We start from the raw sequence: 12,117 nt of genomic DNA, 5'->3' as shown, positions 1-12,117 counted from the left end.
ATAGCAATTCGGAGTTTGCAATCAACGAACTTGCAACTATATGCCAAGTGTTGGCGTACTTATCCGGATCCATCATTTTACAGTATAATTTCAAACACGATAATAAACGAACATACAACTGTAAATACGAGCAGGAGCATGGTGAGCAGCCCAATCCATCCGTTCAGGTACCAGTTTCCTTTCAATATTTCCTGGAAGGGCCTGCGACGGCCGGTGATGATCCAGCGGACGAAGGCGCCGGGATATTTGAACAGGTAGACGAAAAAACCTTCCAGGATGACTGTCAGAATTGTTCCCATAACAGCTAGAATTGGTAAATAATGAAATGACGGCAGATGCATTTAAAAATACTAAAATTTAATGCACCCTTGCAGCAAGAATTTCATCTTGATAACCCGCGATTAGGGGAAACAAAAAACTATCGCATCAACTCCTTCACCGCTTGCCGATAGTTCTTCCCCGGGTGGCGCCATGGCCAAACACGTGGAAAGCCGCGTGCTGGCATATCGCCACGAATGCAACCACCTGCAATACCTGGAAGCCAATCGCCAATATTATTATGCCATGCAGTAGCTGCCGCTCATACGCTCCGCCGGGCAGAACTGGGTGCATTACCAGAAAGAGGGTAGAAATGATAAATAATATCCCGGGTTAAGGCAATAAGACGAACGTCCTTTGCAAAAGACGTTTGTCTAATCTTCAAACTTTCTATTCCTCACAACAGTTTAATGACAATTCGCAACCATTGCTGCAAATCCAGGATTTGGAAAAAACTTTCCACCCCACCCTACTTTCACCCAATTGTCAAATCCCCGCCCGGATTAGAGCATCCCAAGAAAAAATCGAGAAAATGTAAATATTTTTTAACAATTTTACAGTTACATTACATAAATCGTAAAAAATGAGCCAACAACCCGCTACATTATTTGACAAAGTATGGGATGCGCATGTAGTCCGGAAAATTGAAGACGGGCCGGATGTGTTTTTCATCGACCGGCATTTTATCCACGAAGTGACCAGCCCCGTGGCTTTCCTTGGGCTCGAAAACCGCAGGTTGCAGGTGATGTTCCCGCACAAAACCTTCGCCACCGCGGACCACAACACTCCAACCATTAACCAGCACCTGCCGGTATCGGACCCCTTGTCCGCTAATCAGCTCAAAGCGCTGGAAACCAATTCCGCCAAATACGGCATCTCCCACTGGGGCCTCGGTAACCCGAAAAACGGCATCGTGCACGTAGTTGGGCCCGAAAACGGGATCACCCTCCCGGGGATGACCATCGTTTGCGGCGACTCCCACACTTCCACCCACGGAGCCTTCGGCGCCATCGCATTCGGCATCGGCACCTCGGAAGTGGAAATGGTGCTCTCTTCCCAGTGCATCATGCAGCCCAAACCGAAGAAAATGCTCATCAACGTGAATGGCAAACTCGGGAAAGGCGTAACTCCTAAAGACGTTGTTCTCTATATCATCGCCCAGCTCACCGCCGCAGGCGCTACCGGTTATTTCATCGAATACGCCGGAGAAGTGTTCCGCGAAATGAGCATGGAAGGCCGTATGACGGTTTGTAATATGTCGATCGAGATGGGCGCCCGCGGCGCGCATGATCGCGCCGGACGAAACTACCTTCGCTTATATCAAAGGCCGTGAGAAAGCCCCGCAGGGCGAAGCCTGGGACAAGGCGCTCGCTTACTGGAAAACGCTCAAAACCGACGAAGGCGCGGCATTCGACGTCGTGTACGATTACGCCGCGGCCGACATCGAGCCGCAGATCACATACGGCACCAACCCCGGCATGGGCATGGGTATTTCCCAGCGCATCCCCACGGCGGCGGCCGCAGGTGGCAGCAAAGCCAGCTACGAGAAATCCCTCGATTACATGGGCTTCCATGAAAATGACGCGATGCTCGGCAAAAAGATCGATTATGTATTCATCGGCTCCTGCACCAACGGCCGCATCGAGGATTTCCGCGCGTTCGCTTCCATCGTGAAAGGGCGTAAAAAAGCCGACCATGTAACCGCCTGGATCGTACCCGGCTCCCACATCGTGGAAGCACAGATCCGGGAAGAAGGCATTTTCGACATCCTGACGGAAGCCGGCTTCCAGCTGCGCCAGCCCGGATGCTCCGCCTGCCTGGCCATGAACGACGACAAGATCCCGGCCGGCAAATACGCCGTGAGCACCAGCAACCGCAACTTCGAAGGCCGCCAGGGCCCCGGCGCGCGCACCTTGCTCGCATCGCCCCTCGTTGCCGCCGCAGCAGCAGTTACCGGCGTGGTGACCGACCCGAGAGACCTCATCGCTTAATCTTTTCAAACGCAGAGACAAACCAACAATGGCATACGATAAATTCACCGTTCTCACCAGCACCGCAGTACCCCTGCCCATCGAGAACGTAGACACCGACCAGATCATTCCCGCGCGCTTCCTGAAAGCCACAGAGCGCAAGGGTTTTGGCGATAACCTGTTCCGCGATTGGCGGTACAACGCCGACGATTCCCCCAAACAGGATTTCGTCCTCAACAACCCGATCTATTCGGGTAAGATCCTCGTGGCCGGCAAGAACTTCGGCAGCGGCTCCTCCCGCGAGCACGCGGCCTGGGCGATCTACGATTACGGGTTCCGTTGCGTGGTATCCAGCTTCTTCGCCGACATCTTCAAAAACAACTCCCTCAACATCGGTATCCTCCCCGTTCAGGTGAGCCCCGAATTCCTGGATAAGATCTTCCGCGCCGTGGAAGCCGATCCCAAAGCCGAAATCACCGTAGACCTTGGCAAGCAGTCCATCACCATCGCCGCCACCGGCGAAAGCGAATCCTTCGCCATCAACAGCTACAAAAAGCATAACCTGATGAACGGTTACGATGATATCGATTACTTACAGGCGATGAAGGACGACATCCAGGCATTCGCCGCCAAAAGCATATACTGATAATGCCCGCCCAGCGACATCTTGAGATCATGGACACCACGCTTCGCGACGGCGAGCAAACCAGCGGCGTTTCATTTTCCCCTTCGGAGAAACTGACCATCGCCCAGCTGCTGCTTACGGAAGTGAAGGCGGACCGCATCGAAGTGGCTTCCGCACGCGTGTCGGACGGAGAAATGGCCGCCGTGAAAGCCATTACCAAATGGGCGAAAGCCAACGACCTGCTCGACCGCGTGGAAGTGCTCACATTCGTGGACGGCGACGTGTCGATCCAATGGATGCAGCAAACCGGCGCGAAGGTGATGAACCTCCTCACCAAGGGTTCCCTCAATCACCTAACGCATCAGCTCAAAAAGAAACCGGAACAGCATTTCGCGGACATCGCCGATGTGATCGCCAGGGCCCGTAAGAAAGGCCTCACCGTGAACGTGTACCTCGAAGACTGGAGCAACGGCATGCGCCATTCCCGCGAATACGTGTTCCAGTACCTCGACTTCATCGCCACGCAACCCGTCAGGCGCGTGATGCTGCCCGACACCCTCGGCATCCTCACCCCTGCCGAATCTTACGACTTCCTCGCCGAAATCGTGCAGCGTTACCCGAAACTGCATTTCGACTTCCATGCCCATAACGATTACGACCTCGGCACCGCCAACGTGCTGGAAGGCGTGCGCGCCGGCGTGCAAGGCATCCACCTTACCATCAACGGCATGGGCGAAAGGGCCGGCAACGCACCCCTCGCCAGCGCCATCGCCACGCTCAACGATTTCATGCCCGGGGTAAAAACCAATGTGGCGGAGAAATCGCTCTACAGCGTGAGCAAGCTCGTGGAAACCTTTTCCGGCATCCGCGTACCGGCCAACAAACCGGTGGTAGGCGAAAACGTGTTTACGCAAACGGCCGGCATCCATGCCGACGGCGACAAGAAAAACAAACTCTATTTCAGCGACCTCATGCCCGAACGCTTCGGCCGCCAGCGCAAATATGCACTGGGGAAAACGAGCGGGAAGGCCAATATCGAGAACAACCTCCAGCAGCTGGGCATCCGGCTGTCGGAAGCCGATCTCCGGAAAGTGACGCAGAAAATCATCGAACTGGGCGACAAGAAGGAAATGGTGACGCAAGCCGATCTGCCTTATATCATCTCCGACATCCTCGACAGCAACACCATCGAACAGAAGGTGCAGATCGAAGATTACGTGCTCACCCACGCCAAGCATCTGAAACCCTCCGCCACCATACGCATCAGCGTACAAGGCGAGCAGTTCGAAGAACATGCGCAGGGCGACGGGCAGTACGACGCTTTCATGAACGCGCTGAAAAAAGTCTATAAGAAAAGGAAAGAAGAGTTGCCGCAACTCACCGATTACACCGTGCGCATCCCGCCCGGCGGTAAAACGGACGCGCTCTGCGAAACCGTCATCACCTGGCGCCTGCCCAACCAGCGCGAATTCAAAACGCGCGGGCTCGACAGCGACCAGACCGTTTCGGCCATCAAGGCGACGCAAAAAATGCTGAACTTACTGTAAAAGATTAATCACTACCGAATGGCAACAAAGCATATTTTAATCGTTCCCGGCGACGGGATCGGGCAGGAAGTAACTGCCGAAGGCAAGAAAATACTGGACAGGATCGCCGCGAAGTTCGGCCATACCTTCACTTACGACGACGCGCTCGTGGGCCACGCGGCTATCGAGGCCACCGGCGACCCGTTGCCGGCCGTTACCCTTGAGAAGATGCACAAGGCCGACGCCGTGCTTTTCGGCGCCGTAGGGCATCCCAAATACGATAACGACCCCTCCGCCAAGGTACGCCCGGAGCAGGGGTTGCTCAAAATGCGCAAGGAACTGGGCCTCTACGCCAACCTGCGCCCCATCAAACTGTTCGACGAGCTGCTGGAAGCCTCCAGCATCAAACCGGAAATCCTTCGGGGCGCGGATATCCTCTTCTTCCGTGAGCTTACCGGTGATATTTATTTCGGGGAAAAAGGCCGTAAAAACAACGGCGACACCGCTTTCGACATCGCCGAATACAGCCGCTTCGAAGTAGAGCGCATCGCCCGCAAAGCGTTTGAAGCCGCGCGCACCCGCCGCAAAAAACTCTGCTCCGTAGATAAAGCCAATGTGATCGAAACCTCCCGCCTCTGGCGCGAGGTGATCCAAAAGATCGCACCCGAATACCCCGATGTGGAAGTAGAACACCAGTTCGTGGACGCCACCGCCATGCTGCTCATTAAAGATCCCAAGCGCTTCGACGTGGTGGTGACCGCCAACCTGTTCGGCGACATCCTCACCGACGAAGCTTCGCAGATCGCGGGCTCCATGGGCATGCTGGCCTCCGCCTCCATCGGCGACGGCACCTGCGTGTACGAGCCTATCCACGGTTCCGCGCACGACATCACGGGCAAAGGCGTTGCCAACCCGCTCGCTTCCATCCTTTCCGCCGCCCTCCTGCTGGATATTTCCTTCGGCATGAAAGCGGAATCCGAAGCCGTGATCGAAGCGGTGGATAAAGTGCTGAAAGCAGGCTTCCGCACCGGCGACATCGCCGACGCAAAAACGCCCAAAGACAAAATACTGGGTACCGCCGCGATGGGCGACCAGGTACTGGCGCAACTCTGATAAAGCTTTCGGAAAATAACATCCCGCGGGAACGCTTCGGCTGTCCGCGGGATTTTTCGTTTATGCCGTCACCGCTTTGCCGGCCTGCACATTGCGCGGTAGCGCGAAATAAAACGTGGTGCCTACGCCAGGCTCGCTTTCGGCCCAAATACGCCCGTGCATACGCTCCAGCATATCCTGGCTGATAATCATGGCGATCCCCGCGCCTTTCAGCCCGTCCTTGGCCGCCATGCTTTTTTGTTCCGGATGGAAAATTTTATTGATTTCCGCTTCGCTGAGCTCTTTGCCATGGTTGGTGACGGCAGTTACGAGGCTGTCGCCCTCAATGAAGGCGCGCACCACGATAGGCTTGCCTTTGGCGGCATATTTGGTGGCGTTGTTGAGGATATTGCGGCATATGAAGCCCAGCATATTTTTCTCCGCATACACTGCCTGCCCTTCTACGCTTTCATCGATTTCGAGCCGAACGTTTTTCTCTTCCTGCGCGGGAGCGAAAAAGTGGTTGGCTTCCCGCACCACGTCTTCCACCATAAACGATTCCGTGGTGAATTTCCCGCCTTTGCGCTTGGTGCCGATCCATGCGAGGAGGCCTTCCATGAAACGAATACTTTCTTCGGAAGTCTTCGTGAGGCTGCCCATCATCACCTTGATTTCCTCCGGCGAAAGCTGTCCCGTCATATTGATCAGCTGTGTAATGCCGAGAATGTTGGAGAAAGGCGCGCGGAGATCGTGGGCCATCACGGAAATGAGCATGTTGTGGAACTGGTCCCAATCTTCCAGCTCGCGGTTGCGCTCCTGCTGTATCCTGGCCATCCTGCGGGTTTGCAGGCGCGAGCGGTACACAAAAAACAGGAGCCCGCCGGTAACGAGCGTCAGCAGGATGAGCAGGTAGATCGTTCTTTTCTGAGCGGCCTGCCGCTCTTGCGCATCGCGCAGGTTGCGCTCGTTCAAAACAAAATCAAAATAGGTAAAGCCGGACGACTGAAGCTCTATAACTGCTTTTTCCGACAATTGCAACTGTTGTTGCGCATATTGGTAAGCTTTGGCCGTATCGCCCGTTTGTTCGCAAAGTTTCATCAGTTCCGGCAGCAAAAGGCTGGCGGTATAGAAGAACTGCTGGTTTGTCGCAATGGTGAGCCCTTCCGTGAGATGATGCATCGACAAGTCGGTGTCGCCGCCGCTTTCCAGGATCATTCTGCCAATATCTCCATGTATGAAAGCCATGAAACTGTAGTTGCCGATCCTTTCCGCGTCGGCCAGGGCACCCTCCATCATGACCAGGCTTTCTTTGACTCCGCCGGCAACATACATCCGGTTTGCCTCGTACTGGAGGCAGGCATTCAGCATGACTTCATCCTTCCACCGTGTGGCGGTCCTCCGGGCAATCACCAGCATGGAATCCCTTTGCCGCTTAGTAAGCGAGGTGTCCATTTCCAGCAGGTTTAAAAGCACCATAGCCCGTACGGTATCTTTCGGTGCCCGCTGGGCGACCCGGTCCGCTTCATGGAGCTTGTCGATACACTTGGCATAATTGCCGTCGAAGATAAAGTTGATGGCAATATTGTTGAGGAGCAGGGAAACGCGGGTGCTGTCTCCCATTTTGCGGTACATCCGCAAGGCATCGTTATTGAATCGTGAAGAGAGGTAATTGTTGCGCGTCATATAGTAAACGCCCTTGCCGGTAATGGCTCCCGCGATGCCGCGCTCATATCCATGTCGTTCAGCCATTGCGAGGGCCATTTCGGCATAATATCGCACGCTGTCTCCCTGCCGGTAATGGTAATAATCGGCGAGATCGACCAATGCATCGATATAAGCGAGGCTATCGGTAGTAGAGGCGAGGGACTGCTGCAGTTGCCTGATATGTTGTAACTGACCGGCGCTTTTATGGGCGCACACAATCGTCAGCACACAGCATAGCAAATAGGCCCGGATTCGTCGGTAATGCATATGTGTTAGTTTCCTTCGGTGAGGGGGCCGTCCTACATTCGGTTATCCTGTTTTTCATCAGTAAGGTGCATTCTTCTTTCGGGGGTATATGACCCGGGGGCCCTGTTCATGTTTCATGGCTGTTAAACAAAACGAATGCCAGTTTTTCAGAATCCGCTATGGATAAGGGTTCTGGCATCACAACCTACAATTCCAGTACAAATGTAAGATTTCAGCTTTACAAAAAAACATAACTATGATTATGCAAATGCAGGATGGAAGCAACTAAAATCGCCCCGCCGGGAATCGTTCATGCGTTTGGGATGGGCGGCAGGGATCGTGTAGGCGCAATTGGTGCAGCTATTTAATTATCGATATTTTTGTATATATTACTATCAAATTATCATTCAAACAATGATACTGGAAGTCGCAATTCTCGATGTCATCCCGGGGAAAACGGACGCATTCGAGCATAATTTCGAGTCCGCACAGCGGATCCTCAGCCGGATGGAAGGCTATGCCGGGCACCAGTTGCGCCGTTGCATGGAAAAGACCGGCAGGTATGTATTACTGGTAAACTGGGAAACAGTGGAGCACCATACCGTCGGGTTCCGCCAGCACCCCTTGTACCAGGAGTGGAAAGCCCTGCTGCATGAATTCTACGACCCCTTCCCCACGGTGGAACATTACCAGCCGCTGTTCGCCTTCTCCGGCCCCGCGTATCAACCGTAAACACCTTTATTTCTCCCGCTTGCTAAATTTGTCGTTTTACGCCTATTTATTGTCGCATATGCACAGGGTGCGAACTGTGGGAACGGAGTAAGTTTGTACCGTAACATTCCATCACCCAAAAACGGTACGATATGCAAAAGATAACGCCCTGCCTTTGGTTCAACTTCAATGCCGACGAGGCCATGGAGTATTACCAATCCATCTTCCCCGATTTCAAAGTCACGCATAAAAGCTATTACGGCGATTGGGGCGGCCCCCACGCAGGCAAGCTTCTCACGGCCGAATTCGAATTATTCGGCATGAAAATGATCGCCCTGAATGCGGGCCCGCAGTTCCCATTCACGGAAGCGATTTCGCTGACGATAAATTGCAAGGGACAGGAAGAAGTGGATTATTACTGGAACAAGCTGACGGCCGGCGGCGGACAGGAAAGCATGTGCGGTTGGCTGAAGGATAAATTCGGGCTTTCGTGGCAGGTGGCGCCTGAAGAACTGACGAAACTGATGGCGGGCCCGGATAAGGAAAAACAGATGAAAGCCGCGCAGGCCATGATGAAACAGAAGAAAATCATCATCAGGGAAATCGAAGATGCCGTAAACGGCGTGACCGCCTGAACGGGGGTTAACTTTCGCGTGTGAGCCCTTCGCGGATGCGCTGGTACATGCTTTTATCGTCGAGCGCCTGCTCGAGGTCGCCCAGGATGCGGAGAAGATCGCCGGCTGATTGCTGCAGCCATTTGCGGTTTTCTTCGCGGATGACCTTCAACATGGGCCCGATGCGCTTGTACATGTGTTTGCCGCTGGCGCTGAGCGAGAGCAGCCTCCTGCGGGCGTCGCGCGGGTCGGGCGAGGCTTTCATGAGCCCCTGCTCCAGCATCTGGTCGGCCAGCTGCACCACGGCGGGATGGCTGATCTGGAGCGCTTCTGAAATCTCCGTGATGCCCATCGTTTTCTTGCGGCTGAGCAATTCCAGGATCAGGAACCAGCGCGCTTCGAAATCCAGCGACGATTCCTTGTAAATCCGGCTAACATCCTGCGACAAACGTTCCCCAAGCCTTTTAAGCCGGGTAGCCAATGCCAGTTCTTCCAGTTCGTGGACGATATTCATACCTTAAAAATATTCCTTTTTAGGTGTCGCCACGCACTTTCCCTTAAAATCCCACAGAATCAGCTACTGAAGCGTTGATCGGGCACCCTGGAATGATAACCGGCACCCCGGAAACGCGCCGACAAGATAAATTCACGAGGCATCAGCCCGCCCGGCGCTTCTCCTCTTCCGCCCCGCCCGCGCGCCTGCGCGGCCCCTGTTGCTGCCCGCCGAACCGATAATGGAAGGTCAGCGTCACCACGCGCGTATCCCGGAACTGGCGGAACGCTTCGGAATAGCCCGTCAGCTCTGTGAAGGCTTTGGTTCTGCCGGTATAGAAAATATCGCTCACATTCAGTTTCACGGAACCTTTCCTTTCCCAGAACTGCCGCTGGATGCCCGCTCCCAGCTGGAAGCTGCTGCGTACGTCCAGGAAACCGTACCAGCTGCGGCTCTGGTAATTCCCTGTGATCTCCATCGCCGTTTTCGGGTTCAGGGTAATAGTGTTGCTGCTGTTCAGGTTCACGGCCACGCGGCCTTCGTTGAGGTCTGTATTCACAAGGTTGCCACTATACCGGCCATAATATACCACTAGCGTGTTGTTGCTGTTAAGCCATTTGAAAGCGGTAACGGGAATGCCTATGGTAAGATGGTAATAATCGTACCGCGCGAGGTTTCGGTTGGTCTGGAGTACGCTGTTGGGCTCCTTATCGGGACCGAGGACGGTCAGGATATTATCTGTCGTGCGGCTGTACCCCGCCTTTGCAGTGTACGCTTCGTTAAAGGTGTACACGATCTCGTACGACGCGGTGATTTCGGGGTTCAGCGCGGGATTGCCGGTGGACGACGTCAGCGGGTCGAGGAATACGCGGAATGGGTTCAGCTGGCGGTACGAGGGCCGGTTGATCCTTCGGCTGAGCGTTACGCCCAGGTCGTGTTTTGGGCTGAACTGGTAACCGACGTACCCGCTGGGGAACAATTGCACATAATCGCGGTCGAATTGCTCTTCATGGATTACCTGGCGGCCGTTAGCCCGGGTATGTTCCATCCGCAGGCCGAACTGGTAATTCAGTTTGCGCCACTTGCCGGAACCGTTCAGGTAAGCGGCGTTGATGTTTTCCTTGTAGATGAAACGGTTGCTCTTCCCTTCATCCAGCACATCGCTTCCATTGCTGCGGTCGAAAAACCTGACGTCATTATCAGTGCGAACCCAACTGCTTTTGATACCGCCTTCCAGTTTCAGACCCAGCGCCTGTACAGGATGCGTGTAATCGATTTTCACGGAATAGATGTCGAGGTCGCCGCTGAGATCGCCGAAAAGCAGGAAATCCGGGCGCAGGGGCGCGTTGTGGTTATCGAGATAGGAAGTGCGGTAGTTTTGGTATTCCCAGTTGGAGAAACGCGCGTAATCCAAATCCGCCGTCAGTTCGCGCCCGGTGGTATCGAGCAGGCGGCGGAAATTGGCGTTGACGCTGTAGTTGCGGCGATGCAGATCGTTGTCGCCAAAAGTATTGAAACGCCCTGCGGGCGCCTGCGCCGCGTCGTAGGATTGCGCACGGCTGTCGGACCCGATGCCGCCGTCGCTCACGATAGCATTAGCCGCGAAGCCGATGGTCGTGCGCGCATCAGGCTGATAATCCATGCCGCCGCGAACGTTATGCGTATTGAATTTGAGTTTGAAGAGATTGTCGTAATCATTGCCGCCGGTTTCTTCGCCCTGCGCGGAAAAAATTTACGGTGGATGTTGAGCTCATTGAAATCGCGGCGGTGGCTGAAATTATACGACGCGAAATAATTGAACGCACCTTTTTTGTGGTTGATGGAGAAAGATGGGTTGGCTTTAGGATAGGCGCCCTGGGCGAGGCTGAGGCCCAGGGTGCCGTTGGTGCCGTTGTTCTTCCCTTTTTTCAGGCGGATGTCGATGATACCGGCATTGCCTGCGGCATCGTATCTGGCGGAAGGATTGGTAATGAGATCGATCCGGTCGACCTGCGCGGCGTTGAGGCTGCGGAGGTAACTGGCGAGGTCCGGGCCGGACATGGGCACCTGCTTCCCGTCCACCATCACGAGCACACCCTGGCGGCCGCGCATGGCGATGTTGTCGTTCTGGTCGACCGTAATACCAGGGGCTTTCTCCAGCACTTCCAGCGCATTGCTCCCCGCCGCGCCGATGGAGCCGGCGACATTGAGGACGGTTTTATCGTATTGTTGCTGCACGAGGGGCTTCTGCGCCACTACACTGGCTTCGCGGAGCTGGCGGGTAGCGGCTTCCAGGCGGATGCCGCCGATATCGGTGAAGGTAGTATGCGTAATGGCCGGGGAAATGTAGCGGTTGTAGGAAAGATGCTGGATGAGGATGTGATATTTGCCTGCGCGGATGCCGGTAAACCGGAAATCCCCTTTCGCATCGGCGTATTCCATCTTCACGAGTTTTTTGTCGCTTTCGTTGAGGAGTTGAACGATCACTTCATTCGGCCGGAACACTTCGCCGCCGGTCACCTTGCCGCGCAAAACGCCCGTTTCCTGCGCCAGCAGCTGCAAGGGCAACAGGCAGATCAGACAGACAAACAATTTCCAGGTAACGGAGGGTACAAATAATCGCTTCATCGGGGGTATGATTTGAGGTGCTGTTTCCTCGAAATTCATCCAATCCGCCCATCCCGCCAACCCATTTTACGTAAGCGCTTACTATTTATTTCCCATGTCCGATTCCGGACGTTTTCCCGGGCAATTAGGGAGTAAAACACAGCATTTCCAGGCAAATCGCTTCATTGGACGGAATCTGCATTTCAGCGGCCGTTTTTTACATTTCAGCATT

General features: G+C 54.5%; 10 protein-coding genes and 1 pseudogene. 6 read left to right on the top strand and 5 right to left on the bottom strand.

Annotated elements, in window-relative coordinates; translation table 11 throughout:
- Window positions 1-77 precede the first annotated feature (77 nt).
- Window positions 78-299 (bottom strand): hypothetical protein, encoded by a 222-nt coding sequence (locus WJU16_RS24610; protein ID WP_341836008.1) that lies wholly within the window; start codon window positions 297-299, stop codon window positions 78-80.
- 602 nt (window positions 300-901) lie between these two features.
- Here WJU16_RS24610 and leuC point away from each other — a divergent pair.
- The 4 genes and pseudogenes from leuC to leuB all read left to right on the top strand — a co-directional run bounded on the left by leuC (window position 902) and on the right by leuB (window position 5,552).
- Window positions 902-2,309: pseudogene (gene leuC / locus WJU16_RS26210) on the top strand (3-isopropylmalate dehydratase large subunit).
- Window positions 2,310-2,337: 28 nt separating this feature from the next.
- Window positions 2,338-2,934, top strand: a complete 597-nt coding sequence (gene leuD, locus WJU16_RS24595; RefSeq protein ID WP_341836005.1) for a 3-isopropylmalate dehydratase small subunit — start codon at window positions 2,338-2,340, stop codon at window positions 2,932-2,934.
- Window positions 2,935-2,963: 29 nt separating this feature from the next.
- Entirely contained in the window at window positions 2,964-4,460 is a 1,497-nt protein-coding gene (locus tag WJU16_RS24590) for an alpha-isopropylmalate synthase regulatory domain-containing protein (protein ID WP_341836004.1), read from the top strand.
- 18 nt (window positions 4,461-4,478) lie between these two features.
- On the top strand, window positions 4,479-5,552 hold the full coding sequence (gene leuB / locus WJU16_RS24585) for a 3-isopropylmalate dehydrogenase (RefSeq protein WP_341836003.1): 1,074 nt from the start codon (window positions 4,479-4,481) through the stop codon (window positions 5,550-5,552).
- A 60-nt stretch (window positions 5,553-5,612) separates the two neighbouring features.
- Here the strand turns inward: leuB and WJU16_RS24580 are convergent, their stop codons facing one another.
- A complete protein-coding gene (locus tag WJU16_RS24580) occupies window positions 5,613-7,502 on the bottom strand; it encodes a HAMP domain-containing sensor histidine kinase (RefSeq protein WP_341836002.1) in 1,890 nt (629 codons plus the stop codon).
- 393 nt (window positions 7,503-7,895) lie between these two features.
- On the opposite strand from WJU16_RS24580, the gene WJU16_RS24575 reads away from it, so the two are divergent.
- Both WJU16_RS24575 and WJU16_RS24570 read left to right on the top strand, forming a co-directional pair.
- Window positions 7,896-8,213, top strand: coding sequence for an antibiotic biosynthesis monooxygenase (locus WJU16_RS24575; RefSeq protein WP_341836001.1), 318 nt, complete (start codon window positions 7,896-7,898; stop codon window positions 8,211-8,213).
- 131 nt (window positions 8,214-8,344) lie between these two features.
- Window positions 8,345-8,827, top strand: coding sequence for a VOC family protein (locus WJU16_RS24570; protein WP_341836000.1), 483 nt, complete (start codon window positions 8,345-8,347; stop codon window positions 8,825-8,827).
- Window positions 8,828-8,834: 7 nt separating this feature from the next.
- Here the strand turns inward: WJU16_RS24570 and WJU16_RS24565 are convergent, their stop codons facing one another.
- From WJU16_RS24565 to WJU16_RS24555, 3 genes are all read right to left on the bottom strand, one after another.
- Window positions 8,835-9,320 carry a MarR family transcriptional regulator gene (locus tag WJU16_RS24565; RefSeq protein ID WP_341835999.1) on the bottom strand — a complete coding sequence of 162 codons (486 nt, stop codon included), beginning with the start codon at window positions 9,318-9,320 and terminating at the stop codon, window positions 8,835-8,837.
- A 142-nt stretch (window positions 9,321-9,462) separates the two neighbouring features.
- Complete coding sequence (locus WJU16_RS24560) at window positions 9,463-10,941, bottom strand: outer membrane beta-barrel family protein (protein WP_341835998.1); 1,479 nt, start codon at window positions 10,939-10,941, stop codon at window positions 9,463-9,465.
- On the bottom strand, window positions 10,884-11,906 hold the full coding sequence (locus WJU16_RS24555) for a TonB-dependent receptor plug domain-containing protein (RefSeq protein WP_341835997.1): 1,023 nt from the start codon (window positions 11,904-11,906) through the stop codon (window positions 10,884-10,886). The genes WJU16_RS24560 and WJU16_RS24555 overlap by 58 nt, the downstream gene beginning before the upstream one ends.
- Between the last annotated feature and the right edge of the window lie 211 nt (window positions 11,907-12,117).

This window comes from Chitinophaga pollutisoli, from assembly GCF_038396755.1.
Classification (GTDB): domain Bacteria; phylum Bacteroidota; class Bacteroidia; order Chitinophagales; family Chitinophagaceae; genus Chitinophaga; species Chitinophaga pollutisoli.
The sequence above is the reverse complement of the archived record's forward strand: the minus strand, read 5'-3'. Positions and strand labels throughout refer to the sequence as shown.

Bases quoted from the DNA above. Each gene is read 5' to 3' on its own strand.
- WJU16_RS24560 (WP_341835998.1), bottom strand. From the start codon at position 10,941: ATGGATTATCAGCCTGATGCGCGCACGACCATCGGCTTCGCGGCTAAT.
- WJU16_RS24570 (WP_341836000.1), top strand. From the start codon at position 8,345: ATGCAAAAGATAACGCCCTGCCTTTGGTTCAACTTCAATGCCGACGAG.
- WJU16_RS24565 (WP_341835999.1), bottom strand. From the start codon at position 9,320: ATGAATATCGTCCACGAACTGGAAGAACTGGCATTGGCTACCCGGCTT.
- WJU16_RS24580 (WP_341836002.1), bottom strand. From the start codon at position 7,502: ATGCATTACCGACGAATCCGGGCCTATTTGCTATGCTGTGTGCTGACG.
- WJU16_RS24590 (WP_341836004.1), top strand. From the start codon at position 2,964: ATGGACACCACGCTTCGCGACGGCGAGCAAACCAGCGGCGTTTCATTT.
- leuD (WP_341836005.1), top strand. From the start codon at position 2,338: ATGGCATACGATAAATTCACCGTTCTCACCAGCACCGCAGTACCCCTG.
- WJU16_RS24555 (WP_341835997.1), bottom strand. From the start codon at position 11,906: ATGAAGCGATTATTTGTACCCTCCGTTACCTGGAAATTGTTTGTCTGT.
- WJU16_RS24575 (WP_341836001.1), top strand. From the start codon at position 7,896: ATGATACTGGAAGTCGCAATTCTCGATGTCATCCCGGGGAAAACGGAC.
- leuB (WP_341836003.1), top strand. From the start codon at position 4,479: ATGGCAACAAAGCATATTTTAATCGTTCCCGGCGACGGGATCGGGCAG.
- WJU16_RS24610 (WP_341836008.1), bottom strand. From the start codon at position 299: ATGGGAACAATTCTGACAGTCATCCTGGAAGGTTTTTTCGTCTACCTG.